The organism is Vibrio maritimus, assembly GCF_021441885.1.
Lineage (GTDB): Bacteria > Pseudomonadota > Gammaproteobacteria > Enterobacterales > Vibrionaceae > Vibrio > Vibrio maritimus_B.
Genome location: NZ_CP090438.1, coordinates 2,281,347 through 2,301,164 on the forward strand (window position 1 = coordinate 2,281,347; position 19,818 = coordinate 2,301,164).

Consider the following 19,818-nt stretch of genomic DNA (forward strand, 5'->3'; position numbering starts at 1 on the left):
TAGCCTCCCCTTACTAAGGGGAGGAACAGATGGCTCGCTTACGCGTCGCCTGATCCAAAGCTAGGCGATGCGACGATAGGAGCTAGCCTGTAGTTCTCCCCCTTGCTAAGGGGGAGTTAGAGGGGGTAAAGCTCTTAAACCCCTACTTCAAAACCTGAATATCCGGCCCACCCACTTCCAGCTCTTGAACATGCCAATCCAAACCAATCTCTGGCATTGTCTCCAAGAACGGATCTGGGTCAAGCTGCTCCATGTTGAACACACCAGCCTCTGCCCACTTACCGCGGAAGTACTGAAGTGCCGCAGTAATAGCCGGAACACCTGTAGTGTAAGAGATCGCTTGGTGCTCAACATCTTCGTAAGCGACTTCGTGGTCAGCGTTGTTGTAGATGAAGACTGAACGCTCTTTACCGTCTTTCTTACCTTGAACCCAAGTACCGATACACGTTTTACCTGTGTAGCCCGGAGCTAGAGAGGTTGGATCTGGTAGCAGTGCTTTAAGCACGTGTAGTGGTTGTACAACCGTTCCGTCGTGCAGAGTTAGCGGGTCTGGGCTCAGTAGACCAATATCGCGCATGCAGTTGAAGTAGTTCAGGTAAGTGTCACCGAAGCCCATCCAGAATTCGATACGTTTTGCAGGAATGAATTCTTGCATTGAACGAACTTCATCGTGCGCCATAGAGTAAACCTTGTGCTTGCCTACTAGCGGGAAGTTGAACTCAAGCATACGTGAATGACATTCCACTTGCTTCCACTCGCCATTTTCCCAGTAGAAAGAATCGCCTTGGATTTCAAGCATGTTGGTCTCTGGGTCGAAGTTCGTCGCGAACTTCTTACCGTGGTCACCTGCATTTACGTCCATAACATCGATGGTATCGATCTCATCGAACAAATGCTTTACTGCGTACGCGGCAAACACACTTACTACACCTGGATCAAAACCAGCACCTAAGATGCCAGTGATACCCGCTTCTTTAAACTTGTCGCGGAAGCCCCATTGCCAGTCGTATGCTTGCGGTACTTGCTGACCTTCAGAACATAGGTCAACAGCAACCGATGTATCTAGGTAAGACACCTTCGCTTGTAGGCACGCTTCCATGATAGTGATGTTCACCCACGGAGGACCCGCGTTGATCACAAGATCAGGTTTTACTTCGTTGATCAAAGCTACTAGCGCTTCAACATCGTCCGCATTAACCGCACGAGCTTCTAGTTTTTTACTTGGATCTTTAAGGTTGTTTTTGCCCTTGATTGACTCAATGATTTTTTCGCATTTTGCTACTGTGCGCGAAGCGATTGTGATATCACCAAGTACATCGTTGTTTTGAGCCGCTTTGTGTGCGACTACCCAACCAACACCACCAGCACCAATCTGTAGAATTGCCATTTGTTTGTTCCTTTTTCTCTTAGTGAGAGTTAGTTAGCTCAAGGGCTAATTGATGAATATTGTTTAGAAGCGTGTCGAAATCCGATAGCTTCAAGCAAGGGTTCAAGATAGTAAATTTCAGTGCCGAGTGGCCGTTTACTACCGTCTCCCCAAGTACCGCAACGCCGCGAGTCAGCGCTTCGATGCGAATCGTTTTGTTAAGCTGCTCTAGGTCATCAGCATCATTGTTTACCGCTCTGAATAGAACCGTTGATAGCGACGGCTCTGCCAATAGCTCAAACTGTGGATGCGCTTTAACAAGCTTAGCCACTTGCTGAGTTTGATCCATTAGATGATCGTACATGTCACCTAGTGCGTCTGGACCAACGTTTTGCATGGTCATGAAGACCTTCAACGCATCAAAACGCTTAGTCGTCGCGATGGATTTATCGACCAAGTTTGGCAGCTCGTCATGTTCACGATTCAAGTAATCAGCATGGTGAAGCAGATACTTGAAGTTAGCTCGATCTTTAAGAAGCAGTGAGCCGCAGCTGATGGTTTGGTAGAACAGCTTGTGGAAATCGACACTCACTGAATCGGCTTTTTCGATCCCTTGGAGCTTGTCTCTATGACTACTTAGGATCAGCGCGCCACCGTAAGCACTGTCGACGTGGAACCAAAGACCGAACTGGGAAGAGATATCCGCAAGTGTTGCTAAGTCATCGATCGCGCCGTGATCAGTGGTACCCGCGGTGCCAACTAGTGCAAATGGAATTAACCCTTGTTCTTTGAGTGCTGTGATGTCAGCAAGCAAAGCATCTGTTTTTATCGTGCCATTCTCATGAGTCGCCACGCAGTGCACGGCTTTTTCACCAAGACCAAGAAGTGACGCTGACTTCTGAACGGTAAAGTGAGACTTGTCTGAGCAAACGATACGCAGTTTATCGGCGTAGCTTGGCAGACCTAGTTTTTGGATTGAATGACCGTCAGTGACATCAGCAATGCGATCGCGAGCCAGTAGCAAGCCCATTAAGTTACTTTGTGTACCGCCACTGGTGAAAATGCCGTCCGCATCTTCACCAAGCTCGTAGCGCTCACATAGCCAATCTAGAACCTTCTGCTCTACATAGGTCGCTGCTGATGCTTGATCCCAAGAGTCCATCGACTGGTTTAGCGCTGCAATCATCGCCTCTGCTGCCACCGCTGGCATCAAAGGAGGCGTATGCAGATGCGCAATACAATCAGGGTGCTGAGTGAAGATAGAGTGTTCCGCAACCAGCCCAGCCGTTTCATCAACGACGCTTTGCAGGTTGCTGTTTTGACTATCAAGATTTACGTCATTGATAAGTGTTTCGAGCGTTTTCGGATCCAAACCAGAATAGGGTTTGCTCACTTTTTCAAACACTTCTTTCATAGCTTGAGTCGTGTGATTCATCACCTGAGCAAACTCAGTCGCACCTTGCTCACCAGTGTGGATGAAGTGCTTACGCCAGCTAGATTCCTTCGCTTGCTGCTCAGTTTTCTCACCGCCGCCTGCAACAATGATCGCCTCTTCGATAGTGCGTAGGGCAAAGTCAATCTGCTCAAAGCTGATGATAAGAGGTGGCAAGAAGCGAATAACAGAGCCGTCACGACCGCCCTTTTCAACCATCAAACCGCGCTCCAGCGCTGCTCGTTGAATTGCGAGCGTTAGTTCACCATCAGCGACAGGCTCACCAAACTTGTTGTGCTCACCGGTTGGTTTTACGATCTCAACGCCAAGCATCAGACCTTTACCACGAACTTCGGCAATGCAATTCACGCGATCTTTGATTTTGTTTAGACCCAATCGCAGATACTCGCCGGCAATGCTAGCGTGCTCAACGAGGTTATCTCGCTCGATGATCTCAAGTGCTTTTGCACCCGATACCATGGCTAATTGGTTACCGCGGAATGTACCCGTATGTTCGCCAGCATTCCATGTATCGACCTTTTTGTTGAATACCAAGATCGACATTGGCAAACCACCACCAATCGCTTTAGAAAGGCAAAGAATATCTGGGCTGATACCGGCCTCTTCGAAGGCAAATCGGTAACCCGTTTTTCCCACACCGCACTGAATCTCATCAAGAATCAGTAGAATCTCATGCTCATCACAAATCCTACGCAGCTCTTTGAGCCAAAACGCTGGAGCCGGAATCACACCGCCCTCGCCTTGTACTGGCTCAACGATGATCGCCGCTGGTTTCATGATGCCAGCTTCGTCGTCATTGAGGAGTCGCTCAATGTAACGAATACTCTGCTTGGCACCTGCATCACCACCCAATCCAAATGGACAGCGCAAGCTATACGGGAACGGCATAAAGTGCACGTCTGACATGAGACCGGTACGACGCGCTTTAGTGCCGAGGTTACCCATCATGCCCATAGTGCCATTCGTCATGCCGTGATACGCACCGCGAAATGCAAACATGGTGTTGCGGCCCGTGGTTTGCTTCGCCAGCTTGATCGCAGCTTCGACCGCATCGGCACCGGAAGGACCACAGAACTGAATCACAGATTCAGTCGCGAACTGCTCAGGCAAAAAGGCTTTAACGCGTTTGATAAAGCGATCTTTCGCTTCTGTCGTGATATCTAGCGTTTGATACGGTAGACCGGAGTCTAGCTGCTCTTTGAGGGCTTGGTTAATCTCTGGATGGTTGTAACCCATCGCCAGGGTACCTGCACCAGCAAGGCAGTCTAAGAAAATTTGACCGCGAGTATCTTCCACTAACGCTCCATAGGCTCGTTTGATGGCAATCGGAAGACGACGCGGGTACGAACGTACTTCTGACTCATGCTCGGCTTGGTCTAGTAATACTTGATCTGGGGTCAGATCGTAAGTGCCTTCGACGTGTGGAACTTGAACCGAAATCGAAGACGCGAATTCTTTTGAATCAAATTCGAATGCTGTACTCATTTATTTGTAACCTGATTTTACGCGCACAGTACTCACTGTTACGCGAACAACAAAACGAGTCCCATCTGAACAACAGATGTGACGAAGCCCAACGCACTTGCGCTAGGAAAAGAGATCGATTCTGTAAATCAAGGCTCTGTGATACTACGGTTTACGCGCAATACACAGTTTGGAAGTACAAAGCTGATTTTTGAGTGAGAGTTAATGTGTTTCAATGTTGGGTTTCCCATTAATATGCCCTTCTAGGCATCAGTATCCCGTCTACTGATTATTGGCATAACCAGTACCTACCCTACGTCGTATCACAATCAGCTTGAATGGTTACGACGCGTATCCCCCAGATTCATTCCGAGATTGCGCGGGAAAGTAACATAGAACTCATTATCATCGCAACCGTTTTTATCACGTAAAACACGGGTCACTAGTTACGTATTATTGAGCAATATTAAACTACTGACATAAAAAAACCGCCTCTGCAGAGGCGGTCCATTCCAAAACTAACTATTAGTCTTTTTTGTCGCTCAGACTCTTGGTGGTTGCATGACCAATTGCGTCTACGTCTACACCATTTTGCTCAAGGAATTTTTCGAACATCGGCAGCAGTGGGCCAAGGGTTTCAGCTATGGTATCCCTCACTGTGTCAACGACGACCTGAGTGCCTCGCTCGATCTCAATATTGACGTCGTCACCAACACCTTTGCCTTCAAACGTCGTCATACGACGAGTTTCTGGAATAAGCCAGACATCAAACCAGCCTTCTTGCTTATCCACCTCAGAAACCGTCAGACTAGCGCCATTGATCGCAATATAGCCTTTAGGGAACACATAAGGCTTCCACTCTTTTGGCAACTGAAATTTGATTCGGTAGTTATCTTCTTGCTGCTCTACCGATACCAACGGTGTTTTGAAATCAACATGACCAGATAATGGGTGACCGCCAATCTCAGCACCATCTTTAGCTGCACGTTCTACGTTGATCATCTGGCCTTGCTCAAAAGAGCTTAGCGTTGTGATATTGAGGCTCTGCAACATAACATCAAACGACAAACGCGTGTCCGTTTGTATCTCAGTTACCGTCAAACAAACGCCATCTACAGCGATACTCGCGCCAATTTCAACATCGGCACAAAACCCTTGCTCGAAGTCGATTTCAAAGGTGCGAATGCCGTTTAGGTCTGTAATTTTATCAATAGTGGCGACAGATTGAATAATACCGGTAAACATAGATGCCTCGATTTATCATTAGAGTGCTTATAGTACGGACATCATTGCAAAAAGAATCAGCAAGATAAAGGCTAAAGATGGAAAAGTATTAGAACGAAAGAGCCCTAGCATTTCTGCTGGGGCTTTAGTGTTTGGAGCGACTCGACCGGATTCGGGCACGAGGTTCACCTCATTCCCAAACGATGACCTCGAGCGACGCTGTTGCCCATTACCAAAACAAGAAAACCCCAGCATTTCTGCTGGGGTTTTAATGTTTGGAGCGACACACGAGGTTCGAACTCGTGACCTCAACCTTGGCAAGGTTGCGCTCTACCAACTGAGCTAGTGTCGCATTTGTCTTTTCAGACTAAATTTGAGATGGTGCCCCGGGCCGGACTTGAACCGGCACAACGCGAACGTCGAGGGATTTTAAATCCCTTGTGTCTACCAATTCCACCACCAGGGCACGCAAAATCCTTTGCGATGGAGACACCATCTTGATACCGCCTTCAAGGCCATATCACTATAATTTGGAGCGACACACGAGGTTCGAACTCGTGACCTCAACCTTGGCAAGGTTGCGCTCTACCAACTGAGCTAGTGTCGCATATTCTCTAAGAGAGAATGGAGGCGCCTCCCGGAGTCGAACCGAGGTCCACGGATTTGCAATCCGCTGCATAGCCACTCTGCCAAGGCGCCTTCTTGTTGCTCATGAAGCTCTGCTTTTCACTTTCGTTTTGAGCAGTTCCTCTTGAGTACGGGAGGCATTTTACGCAATCAGGAAAATGAGTCAACACGTTTTTTGATATTTTGAATCGTTTGACCAAGAAATACCCAAAAAGCGCCAATTTGCTCAATTTTCTAGCAAAAACATGCACATTTAAGACTAGAAAACTTGTCAACTTACCAAAATATGCCTAACCAACAAGCCTAATTGAGCTTACCTATCATCGCATTCGCAAGAGCCATATCAAAAATTACGCTGCGCTAAAATGCAAAAAGGCGAGCTTACTGCTCGCCTTAATATTCAATACTATTATTCGTTGCCGCGCTAACTACTTATCAGCGTTAAGCAAATCGTCTTTTGCCGCTGCCAGATATTGCATCATTGACCAATAGGTCAAAACCGTCGCGACATACAGTGCCACATAGCCAACCCAAATCATCCAATCGTCATAACGCCAAATCAGCACCCAGAGCGCGAACATTTGAGAGACAGTTTTGACTTTACCAACCCAAGATACGGCCACGCTCGCGCGTTTGCCAATCTCAGCCATCCACTCACGCAGTGCAGAAATAATAATTTCTCGAGCAATCATGGTTACTGCAGGGATGGTGACCCAAATAGAGTGGTAATGTTCGGTGATAAGAATAAGTGCAGTTGCCACGAGGACCTTATCGGCAACAGGATCGATGAAAGCCCCAAAACGGGACGTTTGACCAAGCTTTCTCGCTAACATCCCATCGAGCCAGTCAGTGAAGCCTGCCACCCAGAATATCATAGCGGCTGCAAACGGCGCCCAGCTATACGGAAGATAGAAAGCAACGACGAACACGGGGATGAGAAATAATCTCAACAAAGACAGAATGTTAGGGATGTTTAAACGCATATTATTATCGGCTCTATTTTACTGCCTGTTTATGTTGCGGGATTTTCTCTACTGTTTCAATGCTTGATAGATGTTTTCTGCCAAAGAAATGCTAATTCCTGGGACTTTGGCGATTTCTTCTACACTTGCACGTTTGAGTTCTTGCAAACCACCCATGTATTTTAACAAGGCTTGTCTGCGTTTCGGACCGATGCCCTCAATACCTTCTAAAGGACTGGTTCGACGCGCTTTGGCCCGTTTCGCTCTATGCCCAGCAATCGCATGATTATGACTTTCATCACGAATGTGTTGAATTAAGTGCAATGCCGGCGCATCGCTTGGTAAGTTAAACTCTCTACCTTCTGGAGTGATAAGGGTTTCGAGACCGGGTTTACGGGTTACACCCTTAGCGATACCAATCATTAGTGGGCGTTTTGGCCAATCGTCCCAATACTCAGAAACTATGTCCACCGCACGGTTTAGCTGACCTTTACCACCATCAATAAAGATAATATCCGGAATTTTATCTACATCGATCTGTTTGGAGTAACGGCGTTCAAGCACTTGTCCCATGGCTGCATAATCATCGCCACCGGTAATACCGGTAATGTTGTATCGACGATACTCCTGCTTCACAGGCCCTTCTTGGTTAAACACTACACATGACGCAATGGTGTTCTCACCCATAGTATGACTGATATCGAAACATTCCATACGGGCGATGTTTTCGATGTTCAACGCATCTTGAAGCGCTTTGAAGCGTTGGTTGATGGTCATCTTGTGGTTGATCTTTGTCGTGATCGCCGTCAACGCATTAGTGTTCGACAGTTTCAGGTAGCGTCCCCTCGCCCCTGTCGGATTGATGTGGAACACGACTTTACGACCCGCAATTTCTGTCAAGGCCTTGGACATGTCATTGACGTCTTCCACCAAGCCATCATTAAGAATGATACGAGTCGGAATCGTGCGTGACTCAGAGTGGTTGAGGTAGTACTGACTCAAGAAGCTATAAAACACCTCTGACTGCTCAGTATTGTTCGGTATCTTAGGAAAATGACTGCGACTGCCTAAAATCTTGCCCTGTCGAATCATCAAGATATGAACACACGCCACACCGTTTTCCTGAGCAAAACCCAATACGTCCATATCGTCATCACTGTCTTCAGAAACAAACTGCTGTTCTTGAACACGCCTTATCGCCTGGATCTGATCGCGATACTTAGCCGCTTGCTCAAAGGCAAGGTTACGGCTAGCGTCGTCCATTTTCTCCACCAGCATTTGCACGACATTCTTGTCTTTACCTTGTAAGAACAAACGCAGTAAGCCAACCAGTTCCGTGTACTCGTCGTCGGAAATAATAGAACTCACACAAGGACCCGCGCAGCGACCAATCTGATACATCAGGCATGGGCGACTTCGGTTAGCATAGACAGAGTCCTCGCACTGTCTCACCGGGAAGATGCGTTGTAACAGGTGAAGTGTTTGTCTTACGGCACCAGAATCTGGATAGGGTCCGAAATACTCCCCTTTTTTGCGCCTTGCTCCGCCATGCATGGATAACCGTGGATGCTTATGACCAGACAAAAAGATGTACGGATAGGATTTATCGTCTCTCAACAGTACGTTGTATTTAGGCAGGTACTGCTTGATATAGTTGTGCTCAAGAATTAACGCTTCCGTTTCGGTATGCGTTACTGTCACGTCTATTTTATTGATGTTACTGACCAACGCGCGCGTTTTTTCACTATCGACACGTTTTCGAAAGTAACTAGAGAGGCGTTTTTTAAGGTCTTTGGCTTTGCCGACGTAGATAACGACCGACTCGGCGTCGTACATACGGTAGACGCCGGGTTGGTTTGTTACGGTTTTGAGGAAGGATGTTGAGTCAAAAATGGGTTCCGACACGCTATGTTCTCAACTACAACGTCTCAGTATCTAGCATTCCATGTCGAATCGCTAAGTGAGTCAGTTCAACATCACCGTTGATATCCAGTTTGCTAAACAAACGGTATCGATAGCTGTTCACGGTTTTCGGGCTCAGGCTCAATTGCTCTGAGATATCCGTTACCTTTTGCCCTTTAGTAATCATCATCATGATTTGAAGTTCACGTTCAGAAAGGTCTTTGAACGGGTTCTCTGATGCTGATGAAAACTGGCTTAGCGCCATCTGCTGAGCAATCTCAGGAGAGATGTAACGCTGACCGCTGTTGACGAGACGAATGGCATTCACCATTTCATCAGGCGCAGCGCCTTTGGTCAGGTAGCCCGCGGCACCTGCCTGCATAACTTTTGTCGGAAATGGATTTTCCGTATGCACAGTTAACACGATGATCTTAATGTCTGGATTATGGCGAAGGATTTTTTTCGTCGCTTCTAGTCCACCAATGCCAGGCATATTCATGTCCATTAAAATGACGTCAACATGGTTGCTACGACACCATTTTACGGCTTCTTCACCACTGTCAGCTTCCCCTGCTACATTCATTCCACGGACGTCTTCGATAATACGTCGTATCCCTGTGCGAACCAGTTCGTGATCATCTACAAGGAAAACATTAATCAAACTTGTATCTCCACACTTATCTATTGGCTCTGCGACCACTTGAGGTTAGTGGATAGCAGCATGGCTGACTATCATACCTCATGTTACGTTTAAATGCTCCCATACAAATCGTGCACGGGCGCAAAGTTTGCGAAACACATTACGACGAAGATTCAACGTCGTCAATCAGAAAAACTTTAAAATCATTAGGTTACAAATCATACAACCATTAGCTATCTCTAACCTAACCCCCCGATTTATGGGCATAAATCCACTTTACACCCCTATGAAACATCTAGCACACTATACTCTAGATATTTGCAAAATCTCGATATAAATCACTATTCTAGAAACATGGTGTTACCACTAAAGTTTAGCTCATATTGAGGTACTTTGGCTCTGGATAGACCTTTGTTACACTTGTTCATCAGTCAGAGCTATTATTGAGTAAATATTTTGCACAAAATTTACTCAGCCACAGCAAACCATGTAGGAATTCGCTTCATTTGGACATTCATCAAGGCTTCTTGTTAACCCGCCAAGCGAGAGACTCTCGTTCAGGTCCACAGATAGAGCTGTGGCTCTCTACCCCACAAGGTCCTGCACAAGTACTCATAGAGGGGCAAAAACCCGTATTTTTCGTACCTACCGCGACTATAGAGTTAGTGCATAGCGCGGCTAAAGAAGCAGGTCTCGCGATCACGGTCAACGACGTTGAAATGACAAGCTTCGATGGTCAAACCCTTGCTGCGGTATATAGCAACTCGATAGCGGCCGCGCGTCAGCTCAACGACAAGCTTAATTCTCTTGATGTCTTAGTATTAGAGGCAGACATAAAACTCGCTGATCGCTTTCTTATGGAGCGTTTTATTCAGGGAAGCTTAGCCGTTGCTGGCAAGAGCGAAGTGGTCAACTCGGGGCTCCCTAATCAGTTTTTGAGGATCACCGATGCCAAGTGTAAGGCACATGACTATCAGCCTGATCTCAACGTAGTTTCTCTCGATATCGAGTGCTCAGAAAAAGGCGTACTTTATTCAATCGGTCTCGACAGCCCAAAAGACAGCAGAGTGATCATGATCGGCGAGCCGCAAGCTTGCGACACCCCCACACAATGGGTCAGTGATGAAAAATCCCTACTGCTGGCCCTCAATGACTGGTTTCAAGCTTTCGACCCGGATGTTGTCGTTGGTTGGAGCGTAATAGACTTCGATTTTAAGCTGTTAAACAAACGTGCCGAGTTCAACAACGTGGTGCTGTCACTTGGCAGGAATAGCCAGAAAATCTATTTTCGCACCTTACCGTCGAGTCAACAGAGTTTTATCACCATACCCGGTAGAGTGGTGTTGGATGGGATTGATACGCTCAAAACAGCGACCTATAACTTTCGTTCTTGGTCACTCGAATCTGTATCACGTGAGTTATTAGGCGAAGGCAAAGCAATACATAACGTGCACGACCGTATGGATGAAATCAATTCGATGTTCCGTCGTGATAAACCGTCTCTTGCTAAGTACAACTTGCAAGACTGTGTGCTCGTAAACCGGATCTTTGACCATACTCATTTACTTCAATTTGCTATCGAGCGCACCAAGCTGACTGGTGTGGAGCTGGACCGCGTTGGAGGCTCAGTCGCGGCGTTCACCAATCTTTATTTGCCAAGGTTACACCGAGCTCATTATGCCGCCCCCAACCTTCACCCAGAAAACTGGGTTGCCAGCCCTGGCGGTTATGTCATGGATTCCATTCCCGGCTTGTATGATTCGGTGCTGGTTTTAGATTTCAAAAGCCTTTATCCATCGATTATTCGCTCTTTTCTCATTGACCCTATGGGACTGATTGAGGGGCTAAAGCAAGAAATAGGCAAAAATAAAGACCAAGCCGTCGCAGGATTTCGAGGTGGTCAATTCCACCGTACGCAGCATTTTCTTCCGAATTTGATCCAAGATTTATGGAAAGCGCGCGACGTTGCAAAAATCAACAATGAAAAGGCATTCTCGCAAGCCATTAAGATCATAATGAACTCGTTTTACGGCGTTCTGGGTTCCTCAGGCTGCCGCTTTTTTGATACTCGACTCGCCTCCTCTATCACCATGCGTGGTCACGAGATCATGAAAACCACAAAGAAGCTGATTGAAGCCCAAGGCTACCAAGTGATTTATGGCGATACCGATTCGACGTTTGTCTCTCTAAATGGAGCGTTCACACCTGAAGAAGCCGATAAGGTAGGTAACGACTTGGTCACGTCTATCAATCAATGGTGGACCGAGCATCTAGAGCAGGAATACCAGCTAACCTCAATTCTTGAGCTCGAATACGAAACCCATTATCAGCGCTTTTTAATGCCAACAATACGTGGCTCAGAGACTGGCTCGAAGAAGCGATATGCCGGCCTTATCGGACAAGGTAGCAACGAAAGGCTTATTTTCAAAGGGCTTGAAAGTGCCAGAACCGACTGGACAGCCTTATCGCAAGAGTTCCAGCAGACACTCTACATGATGGTGTTTAAGCATCAAGATCCGACGGATTACGTTCGTGAGTTTGTCGAATCAACACTAAGAGGCGAGCACGATGAGCAGTTGATTTATCAAAAACGGCTTCGTAGAAAGTTGCATGAATATCAAAAGAACGTTCCGCCTCAGGTTAGAGCAGCAAGAATGGCGGATGAGATTAATCAGCAGTTAGGGCGTCCTTTACAGTACCAGAACCGAGGTCGTATTGAATATGTGATTACGGTTAATGGACCTGAACCAAAAGAGTATCAGCGCTCCCCTATCGACTATCAACACTATATTGATAAGCAGCTACGACCTGTGGCAGAAGCCATCCTGCCATTTATCGGAATGAACTTCGATGATTTAAGTGCGCCTCAAATGGGGTTGTTCTAGCGAAAGACCATGGAGCCGAAGAATAACGAAAGCGACTAATAGCTGGAAGCCTAGGCCTTGCTTAACCTATCTTAAACTCCGTTTTTTGATATTCCTTCACAAGCCATGGTGCAAAGTCATCAAGCAGACCAACAACAGAGCGTTTCGGGATCACTCGCTGCCCTAACAATATTCCAAGACGCTCTATCGTCTGTTGTCGCTCAGGATAATAATCGAGAAACGCTCGGCCACTTTCTAGAGGATCGTCCAGCCAACGTTTGGTTTTATGCAATACCAGACCATATGCAGCGCGAAGTAATTTTTTTGCTAACTGTCGCTGCGCGCTCAATTGTGATTGGGCGTCTTCCGCTAGAGCGACTTCTCTTCTCAGAATGGCAGCGCTCTGTTCAATATCCATATTCCACTGCTTGGCAATTTCCCAACTAGGTACATAGTGACCAAAGCACTCGGATAAGTCCTCACCATAAACGTTGGTGCAACATTGCTTGAGCAAGAAGCCCCAGGTGAACAACGCCGACAACGACGCCACCTCGCTGACCAGCGCAGTGCGTACAGCTAGCCCTTTCACAAACGGAAAATCTTTCTGAAATCGCCAATTGATGGAGTTAAATAATGACTTTTGACCCGCTGCTAACGGTCTTTGCGTGACCAGCACCACATCAAGGTTCGAGACATTGGGGATGGCATTACCATTTGCCACCGACCCGTAGATATAGACACTGTGCAGATTGTCTTTCAAGCCTGATTTTAGGCAAGCGATAAGATCTTCAACAACAGGAACATAAGTGGGCTGAGGGATAAGCTGATTGATTGGCGACTGGATTGGCACGTGGTTACTTTGCAGCGTTGAACATGTCCCTATTCTACGATTGGCTAATTTGGGATTCAACGTTGATTTGTGGCAGGTGAGACACAATTCCCTTCTTGAGCAAACCTAGATTTCGAACGTATAATTGACTGTCTATACAAAAAACGAAGGAAATATTCCATGCCTAAGGCAAGTGAGCTTAAAAAAGGTTTTGCGATTGAGTCAAATGGCAAAACGTTGCTAATCAAAGATATCGAAGTCACCACTCCGGGTGGCCGTGGCGGCGCTAAGATCTACAAGCTACGTTGTACTGATTTGGCAACAGGCTCTAGAGTTGATGAGCGTTTCAAATCAGATGACACTCTTGAAACGGTAGAAATGAACAAGCGAAACGTAACTTTCTCTTACGTTGACGGCGATGAGTACATCTTCATGGATAACGAAGACTACAGCCAGTTCACATTCAAGCACGATGAAATCGAAGATGATCTACTGTTCATCAACGAAGACACGCAAGGTGTTCAAGTTATCCTAGTGAACGGCAGCGCGGTTGGCCTTGAGCTACCATCGTCTGTTGAGCTAGTGATCGAAGAGACAGACCCTTCAATCAAAGGGGCTTCAGCGTCTGCGCGTACTAAGCCAGCTCGTCTATCAACAGGCCTGACTGTTCAAGTACCTGAGTACATTGCACAGGGTGACCGCGTAGTGATCAACACTGCAGAACGCAAATACATGAACCGAGCGTAAGTTATGTCAGAACTCATTTCATACGATGACGTGATCGAAGCGGCGTACGATATCTTCCTAGAAATGGCGCCTGATAACCTTGAGGCTGCTGACGTAATCTTATTCACCGCACAGTTCGATGATCGCGGCGCTGCTGAGATTGTCGAGACGGGCGCTGATTGGGTGGAGCATGTTGGCTTTGAGGTTGATGAAAGCTATGCGGAAGTTCGCATTGGCCTAGTAAACGAAGAAGACGATGTGATGGATGATGTGTTCGCGCGCTTACTTGTGAGCCGTGATCCTGACAATAAGTTCTGCCACATTCTTTGGAAGCGCGATTAGCGTCAAACCAAATCGAACAAAGCCCAGCATCGCTGGGCTTTTTGTTGTCATCACCAAACGTACGTTACAGACATGCCTGCTCCGCGTGAACCCGCATACGGAGTTAAATGAACGTTTTCATCAAGCTTATCGGTAAACAGCCAACCGGTGAACACACCAATTGCGGCGCCTGCTGCTACATCACGCCAATAGTGCTTATCCGCTTGAACGCGCCCGACGCCGACAAGTGCTGCTACCCCGTATGCGGGAAGGCCTACTTGCCAACCTTGACGAATATGAAGCGTCGTCGCTGCAGCAAAAGCATTGGCGGTATGATTGGAGGGAAAGCTATTGTTGTCGCTACCATCTGGTCGCGGCGCGTCAATCGTGTATTTGCCAACAAGCCCAATGGCAGAAGCTGAGCCGATACTCAAGCCCGCTTGCCAAACCCCGTCCCAATCGTCTTGATAAGCGGGCAATCCAGCAGCGAGACCCACCAAGCCGTATGCACCTATGTCGCTGAAGGTATCCCAAGCATCTTTATTGGTTGCGTGGCTGAGCGGAATGTAGGTGATAAGAGTGAGAAGCAGAAAAAGACGTGCCATAACAAACGGTAAGCAGGGAATGATGAGCAGAGAGTCTACATCATCTTTGTTTTTCTGCATACCGTATGAAATGTCTTATTACGGTTTGAAGCGTGTTTTTGTTAGCGAGCTTTCGCAGACTGTTTCTTTAGTTCAAAATCGAACTCTTCTGGAAACAGCACCACACCCTCTTCATTTTGGTTAGGGAATACCACAACAGCAAGCTCGTCGTCTTCAAGACCGTAAGTCCAACGGCTGTGCCATTTATTGAGTGAAATCGCTTCAGCTTTACAATTATCCCACTCGCCCGTCGCCCACTGCTCAGCCAGCTCTTGATGTGGCCATACTGGGACGCAATCTTCGTCTTCCGTATTGAGCATGACACAACCGTGCTCGTCCGTCAGAATCCAGATTTGACGTTCTTGTACCATGGTTTTCACACTGTACTTCAGTCTTTTCTCTTCATCGTAACGAGAGATTTCATCAATTTGATGTTGTTCTAATGCCATTGCAGCGCGCCTTTTAGTTTATTTGTCACTCTAGAAACTAGGGTTAAGTCTAGAATATCGGAATTAAAAAAACCCCAGCACCAATGACCTTTTGTCATGGTAACTAGGGCTTTGTAAGACTTAGTGAAAAGTTACACTAGCTCGTTTTGTAGCCAAGGCCAGCCTTGCTTCTTACGGCTCAGTGTATTTTCCATCATTAGCATGCCGTCTTTTTCATGCTTAACAAGCTTCTCAGCCCACTCACCTTTGTAGATTAGACGAGTTTGAGCTGTTGTGATGTCTGTTAGCATCACAGCTGCGAAAGCAAGACCTTCTTCTTCGCAGCGGCGAGTTAGGTCAGCTTCAAGTGCTTCGATCATACCGTCAACCTGCTCAAGTGTTGCCAGTTCAACCTGACCAACAACCACATCACGGCCGTTGAATGGGTATGCTTTCAGATCTTTCTCTACAAGCTCAGCTGCAGACAGACCTTCGATGTTTGTTTTAGCGATCAATAGATCTTTAATGAACGCGTCTAGGTCTTCAACACCCGCAATTTGTGCAAGTTCAAGAACAGCATCTTTATCTTTTTGAGTACATGTTGGAGATGCGAAACCTACTGTGTCAGACAGGATTGCAGACATCATTAGCACTGCTAGTGGGCGAGTGATTTCTGCTTGCTCCATCTTGAACAGGTTAAATAGGATTGTACAAGTACAACCTACAGGCCAAATCCAAGCTTCAAGAGGGTTAACTGTCATCACATCGCCAAGACGGTGATGGTCAACAATACCTAGGATTTCTGCTTCGTTGATATCGTCCGGCGCTTGCGCTAGATCGGTGTAGTCTACTAGCCACACTTTTTCACCAGCAACGCTTGTGCGTAGTTCTGGTTGGTCAACGCCTGCTGTTGCAAGAATGTGTTGCGTCTCACGGTTAATCTCGCCTTGACGAACTGGCTTCGCTTCAAGACCACGAGCCTTTAGAAGTTCTGCAGCAACAAGTGCACCACAAATGCTATCACTATCTGGGTTTTTATGACCGACAACTAAAATCATTTTGCTTCCTAACTAATTCTGATCATTCAGGCGAGATCGCCTGTATTACTCTCACAGGGGCGATACTTTACCTGATTTTCGCGATTTGTCATCGGTTGATGTGAGATTGAGCCGATTCTTTCATCACCCAGATCTGCAAATGTTATTGAGAATTATTTTCATAAAGATATAATTGATAACTGATCTCATTTACACCTGGTGTCACTTATGTATCTGGCAAAAACACTTGGCTTTAAAGATGGTTTGTCCATCGACCAATTTGCACCTAAGTACAAACGGCTATTATTGCCGATAGCACTCACAGTGCTGTTGCTCAATAGTGCGACTCGTGACGTCACTATGAATGCCTTAGCGGATGCATTCTGGGCCGTATCCTGTTACGTTGCCTTCACCCTTGCTGTCTACCATCAAGTCGCACGGATGATCTCGAGCAAAAATCGAGTTGTCGAGTTGTATCATCAGTCTCCCACCTACCAGGTTTTGTTTTCATCAGCATTAGGGGCTTTGCCTGGTTGTGGTGGTGCCATCATTGTCACTACCCAATTTGTGGCAGGGCGTGTTGGGTTTGGCTCCGTCGTCGCCGTATTAACGGCAACGATGGGTGATGCAGCATTCTTGTTACTCGCCAGTCAACCTAGTATTGGGTTTGGAATGATGGCATTAGGTGTTGTTGTCGGTTCTGTAACAGGGCTGATAATCAATCGTCTTCATTCTGAAGACTTCTTGCGTCCGAGCTCTGAAGGTAAAATCAGTTCAATGTTAAGCTCTGTCACCTCTTCTACAGACTGCGGATGTGACGCTTCTGATAGTGGTAGTAATCCTTTACAGAGGAAGGTCATTAACCTCCAAGGGCTATTCTGGTCATGGTTAATCGTGCCAGCCATGTTCATCGCCTTTGCCATGTCTTTTCAAATCGATATCAATGCGGCAATTGGAGCCCCAGAAGGCGCCATTGAGTGGACAGGCGCGATACTAGCTGTAGTGATGATATTTCTTTGGGCGTTTACTAAAGAGATTAAGGATTACCAAAGTACGGTCGCAGAAGATAATAAAGCCTCAACATCGCACCCAATGCAAAAAGCCGCACAAGACACCCACTTTGTGAGTGCATGGGTTATTGTCGCTTTTCTAACGTTTGAATTGTCGGTTCATTTTGCCCACATAGACTTGGGCAATGCTTTATCTGGATATGGCGTTTATATGCCATTTGTTGGGATGCTAGTTGGTCTGCTACCAGGTTGTGGACCTCAGATTTTGGTGACCAGCCTTTACCTGACTGGAGCAATGCCCTTATCTGCACAAATCTCCAATGCCCTTTCTAACGATGGCGATGCCCTATTCCCAGCGATTGCTTTGGCGCCGAAGGCAGCGCTGGTCGCGACGTTCTATTCTGCTTTACCAGCACTGATTGCGGGCTACGGATACTATTGGCTGTTCGAAATCTAACCCAGTTCCTAGTTGTCAGAAAGATGAACAATCGACACAACAGCTCGACTGCTCAGTCCCCGGTTCACGGGGACTATTTGTATCTGCATCGGCTCATCATTGAGCTTTTCTCCTGTCCAGAAATCGTACCAATCACTTGGAAACTCTGTCGTTAGCGTGTACTCATTGACATCATCATCGTAGTGGAACAAGCAATGCAGTCTTCTCTCTTCTGACAACTTGAGTGTTGAATGATTAAGTGATAATGAGGTAAATACAGAGGCGTTATTGGTCTGCTTTTGCCTTGCGACTAAGCGCATTAACGTCTCTTGTGCAAAAGGTGTCAGCTCTGGCAACGGATCGCCCGATAGCAACAGTCCACCTGAGGCCAGCAGCACATCACGGTGGAACTCATACGCTTGGCGGTCGGTACCTTGGTTTGGTAAAGACGTAAAGGTGGCACAGTCAGGGTCAATCAACCAAAGACGCTGATGCTGCCAGCTGCGATAAAACGTTTCTTTCGCTATCTGCTCGAAACGATGAATATTGCGCTCTACATCATCGGAGACGCGCATGGCATCGACAAGCCCCAAGGATGGCCACATAGGCGCGTTACAGCCAAGCACTAAGGCATCGCCTGCACCTTCGTTGATCGCAGCCATACCCAAGCGATACGCTTCGACTCCTGTCGCACCGTGTTGATATCGAGTCCCCTTTAGCGTCCCCCAATAGTTGGCATCGAGTTTAAATAACTCTACCCCCCACTCTTCGCGCATTGTTTTTACTACCTTGGTGAGATGCGCCTGAACCTCTGGATGCGTCGCATCCAAAATATACCAAGGGGTACAGCGCCAGCCTCCGTAGGTAACATCCTCAGCTTTAAGTAACTCACCAGATGGATGTCTTAAAAACCAATCGGGATGATCTCTAAAGATGTCCGACTCCGCCTGAGCAATAAAGGGAGCCATCCAAATCGCAGGCTTTTTACCTTGTTCTCTAATGCTAGCTATTACTGATTGAACGCCACCCTCAAATTTGTCTGAAGGCGATAGCCAGTCACCCATAAAGGCTTGGTAGCCATCATCAAGCAGCACCCACTCAAGATCAGTCATCTGTTCACTCATAACAAGGGTGTTGTCGATGACGTTTTGCTTGGTCACTTCGGCATAATAGGCATACCAAGAGCACCAGCCAATTGGACTGTTCTGGCTCACCCCTTGCTTAGCCGGATGGTGATTCGCTATACAATCCGCATATTGTGCATAGATGCTTTCTAAGCTGTTACCATGAATCACAACTAGAGACTCTAGCGCATTACTCTCCCAGTGTTGTGGATCACTGTCCTCACCATCGAGGCAGGCAACGACATCTAGGCTGTGACCATTTTGCTCAACCTCAAAAAAACCTGCAAAGCGATGACATGAGGTAAAGCCATAAAGCTGAAAGCCCGTCGACTGCTCTATCACTAGGTAGTTGTAAAATCGTTGCGGTGCATCCGCCGGATAAATTCTATAGCTTTCATTATTATCTGGGCAGCGTCCAACATCGACTAGTGCGCCGACTTTACCCGTGGTTTGACACAGCATTTGAAAACCATCCCCCAACAGCTGTGCGCTGGCCTCAATCTGATTTTCAAATCGCACGAGAGGCGTTCGAGTAGGTAAAGATTGGATAAGAACGCTTTGATAATGGAACGTCAGTTCCTTGCCATCAAGGCGCACCTCAATGTGTGGATTTATTGCTAGAGCATCAAGCTCTGAAGAGACAGGAATATACTCGGTCATTATTACTCAATCTTTTTGTCCTATACATATTGAGTATATTGTTAGGTAAAAAAAAACCCATCGTTACCGATGGGTTTTGTGTTCTAGTTGGCACTTCGAGA

General features: G+C 46.9%; 15 protein-coding genes and 4 tRNA genes. 4 read left to right on the plus strand and 15 right to left on the minus strand.

The annotated features are described in order from the left end of the window. Positions 1–142 precede the first annotated feature (142 nt). The 10 genes from LY387_RS10360 to uvrY form a co-directional block, all read right to left on the minus strand. Entirely contained in the window at positions 143–1,387 is a 1,245-nt protein-coding gene (locus LY387_RS10360; RefSeq protein WP_234494038.1) for a carboxynorspermidine synthase, read from the minus strand. A 19-nt stretch (positions 1,388–1,406) separates the two neighbouring features. Further along, a complete protein-coding gene (locus tag LY387_RS10365) occupies positions 1,407–4,304 on the minus strand; it encodes a pyridoxal phosphate-dependent class III aminotransferase (RefSeq protein WP_234494039.1) in 2,898 nt (965 codons plus the stop codon). 504 nt (positions 4,305–4,808) lie between these two features. After that, a complete protein-coding gene (locus tag LY387_RS10370) occupies positions 4,809–5,528 on the minus strand; it encodes a riboflavin synthase subunit alpha (protein WP_234494040.1) in 720 nt (239 codons plus the stop codon). 255 nt (positions 5,529–5,783) lie between these two features. After that, positions 5,784–5,859: transfer RNA gene (locus tag LY387_RS10375), tRNA-Gly, on the minus strand. A 27-nt stretch (positions 5,860–5,886) separates the two neighbouring features. Then, positions 5,887–5,973 (minus strand) — tRNA-Leu (locus LY387_RS10380). A gap of 65 nt (positions 5,974–6,038) precedes the next feature. Continuing rightward, positions 6,039–6,114: transfer RNA gene (locus LY387_RS10385), tRNA-Gly, on the minus strand. An 18-nt stretch (positions 6,115–6,132) separates the two neighbouring features. Then, positions 6,133–6,206 (minus strand) — tRNA-Cys (locus LY387_RS10390). A 356-nt stretch (positions 6,207–6,562) separates the two neighbouring features. Continuing rightward, entirely contained in the window at positions 6,563–7,117 is a 555-nt protein-coding gene (gene pgsA / locus LY387_RS10395) for a CDP-diacylglycerol--glycerol-3-phosphate 3-phosphatidyltransferase (protein WP_042499384.1), read from the minus strand. Positions 7,118–7,165: 48 nt separating this feature from the next. Continuing rightward, positions 7,166–9,001: an excinuclease ABC subunit UvrC gene (gene uvrC / locus LY387_RS10400; RefSeq protein WP_234494041.1), complete on the minus strand. Its 1,836-nt coding sequence runs from the start codon at positions 8,999–9,001 to the stop codon at positions 7,166–7,168. A 13-nt stretch (positions 9,002–9,014) separates the two neighbouring features. Beyond that, positions 9,015–9,659 carry a UvrY/SirA/GacA family response regulator transcription factor gene (uvrY, locus tag LY387_RS10405; RefSeq protein WP_006075673.1) on the minus strand — a complete coding sequence of 215 codons (645 nt, stop codon included), beginning with the start codon at positions 9,657–9,659 and terminating at the stop codon, positions 9,015–9,017. Between the two features lie 485 nt (positions 9,660–10,144). Between uvrY and LY387_RS10410 the strand changes: the two genes are divergently transcribed. Beyond that, positions 10,145–12,523 carry a DNA polymerase II gene (locus tag LY387_RS10410; protein ID WP_234494042.1) on the plus strand — a complete coding sequence of 793 codons (2,379 nt, stop codon included), beginning with the start codon at positions 10,145–10,147 and terminating at the stop codon, positions 12,521–12,523. Positions 12,524–12,584: 61 nt separating this feature from the next. Here LY387_RS10410 and LY387_RS10415 read toward each other — a convergent pair whose 3' ends face one another. After that, positions 12,585–13,352 (minus strand): nucleotidyltransferase domain-containing protein, encoded by a 768-nt coding sequence (locus tag LY387_RS10415; RefSeq protein WP_234494043.1) that lies wholly within the window; start codon positions 13,350–13,352, stop codon positions 12,585–12,587. 159 nt (positions 13,353–13,511) lie between these two features. Here LY387_RS10415 and yeiP point away from each other — a divergent pair, with 159 nt between their 5' ends. Continuing rightward, complete coding sequence (gene yeiP / locus LY387_RS10420) at positions 13,512–14,078, plus strand: elongation factor P-like protein YeiP (RefSeq protein WP_128648540.1); 567 nt, start codon at positions 13,512–13,514, stop codon at positions 14,076–14,078. Positions 14,079–14,081: 3 nt separating this feature from the next. Further along, a complete protein-coding gene (locus tag LY387_RS10425) occupies positions 14,082–14,399 on the plus strand; it encodes an HI1450 family dsDNA-mimic protein (RefSeq protein ID WP_234494044.1) in 318 nt (105 codons plus the stop codon). 50 nt (positions 14,400–14,449) lie between these two features. Here the strand turns inward: LY387_RS10425 and LY387_RS10430 are convergent, their stop codons facing one another. The 3 genes from LY387_RS10430 to LY387_RS10440 all read right to left on the minus strand — a co-directional run bounded on the left by LY387_RS10430 (position 14,450) and on the right by LY387_RS10440 (position 16,508). Beyond that, complete coding sequence (locus LY387_RS10430) at positions 14,450–14,983, minus strand: phosphatase PAP2 family protein (protein ID WP_234496100.1); 534 nt, start codon at positions 14,981–14,983, stop codon at positions 14,450–14,452. 101 nt (positions 14,984–15,084) lie between these two features. Further along, a complete protein-coding gene (locus LY387_RS10435; protein WP_042477479.1) occupies positions 15,085–15,471 on the minus strand; it encodes a DUF2750 domain-containing protein in 387 nt (128 codons plus the stop codon). A gap of 131 nt (positions 15,472–15,602) precedes the next feature. Continuing rightward, positions 15,603–16,508 carry a manganese-dependent inorganic pyrophosphatase gene (locus LY387_RS10440; protein ID WP_042477482.1) on the minus strand — a complete coding sequence of 302 codons (906 nt, stop codon included), beginning with the start codon at positions 16,506–16,508 and terminating at the stop codon, positions 15,603–15,605. 207 nt (positions 16,509–16,715) lie between these two features. On the opposite strand from LY387_RS10440, the gene LY387_RS10445 reads away from it, so the two are divergent. Then, positions 16,716–17,954 (plus strand): putative manganese transporter, encoded by a 1,239-nt coding sequence (locus LY387_RS10445; RefSeq protein WP_234494045.1) that lies wholly within the window; start codon positions 16,716–16,718, stop codon positions 17,952–17,954. Between the two features lie 8 nt (positions 17,955–17,962). On the opposite strand, the gene LY387_RS10450 is transcribed toward LY387_RS10445, so the two are convergent. Continuing rightward, entirely contained in the window at positions 17,963–19,717 is a 1,755-nt protein-coding gene (locus LY387_RS10450; RefSeq protein ID WP_234494046.1) for a glycoside hydrolase family 36 protein, read from the minus strand. Positions 19,718–19,818 lie beyond the last annotated feature (101 nt).

Bases quoted from the DNA above. Each gene is read 5' to 3' on its own strand.
- LY387_RS10450 (WP_234494046.1), bottom strand. From the start codon at position 19,717: ATGACCGAGTATATTCCTGTCTCTTCAGAGCTTGATGCTCTAGCAATA.
- LY387_RS10425 (WP_234494044.1), top strand. From the start codon at position 14,082: ATGTCAGAACTCATTTCATACGATGACGTGATCGAAGCGGCGTACGAT.
- LY387_RS10360 (WP_234494038.1), bottom strand. From the start codon at position 1,387: ATGGCAATTCTACAGATTGGTGCTGGTGGTGTTGGTTGGGTAGTCGCA.
- pgsA (WP_042499384.1), bottom strand. From the start codon at position 7,117: ATGCGTTTAAACATCCCTAACATTCTGTCTTTGTTGAGATTATTTCTC.
- LY387_RS10435 (WP_042477479.1), bottom strand. From the start codon at position 15,471: ATGGCATTAGAACAACATCAAATTGATGAAATCTCTCGTTACGATGAA.
- LY387_RS10370 (WP_234494040.1), bottom strand. From the start codon at position 5,528: ATGTTTACCGGTATTATTCAATCTGTCGCCACTATTGATAAAATTACA.
- LY387_RS10365 (WP_234494039.1), bottom strand. From the start codon at position 4,304: ATGAGTACAGCATTCGAATTTGATTCAAAAGAATTCGCGTCTTCGATT.
- LY387_RS10440 (WP_042477482.1), bottom strand. From the start codon at position 16,508: ATGATTTTAGTTGTCGGTCATAAAAACCCAGATAGTGATAGCATTTGT.
- yeiP (WP_128648540.1), top strand. From the start codon at position 13,512: ATGCCTAAGGCAAGTGAGCTTAAAAAAGGTTTTGCGATTGAGTCAAAT.
- LY387_RS10445 (WP_234494045.1), top strand. From the start codon at position 16,716: ATGTATCTGGCAAAAACACTTGGCTTTAAAGATGGTTTGTCCATCGAC.
- LY387_RS10430 (WP_234496100.1), bottom strand. From the start codon at position 14,983: ATGGCACGTCTTTTTCTGCTTCTCACTCTTATCACCTACATTCCGCTC.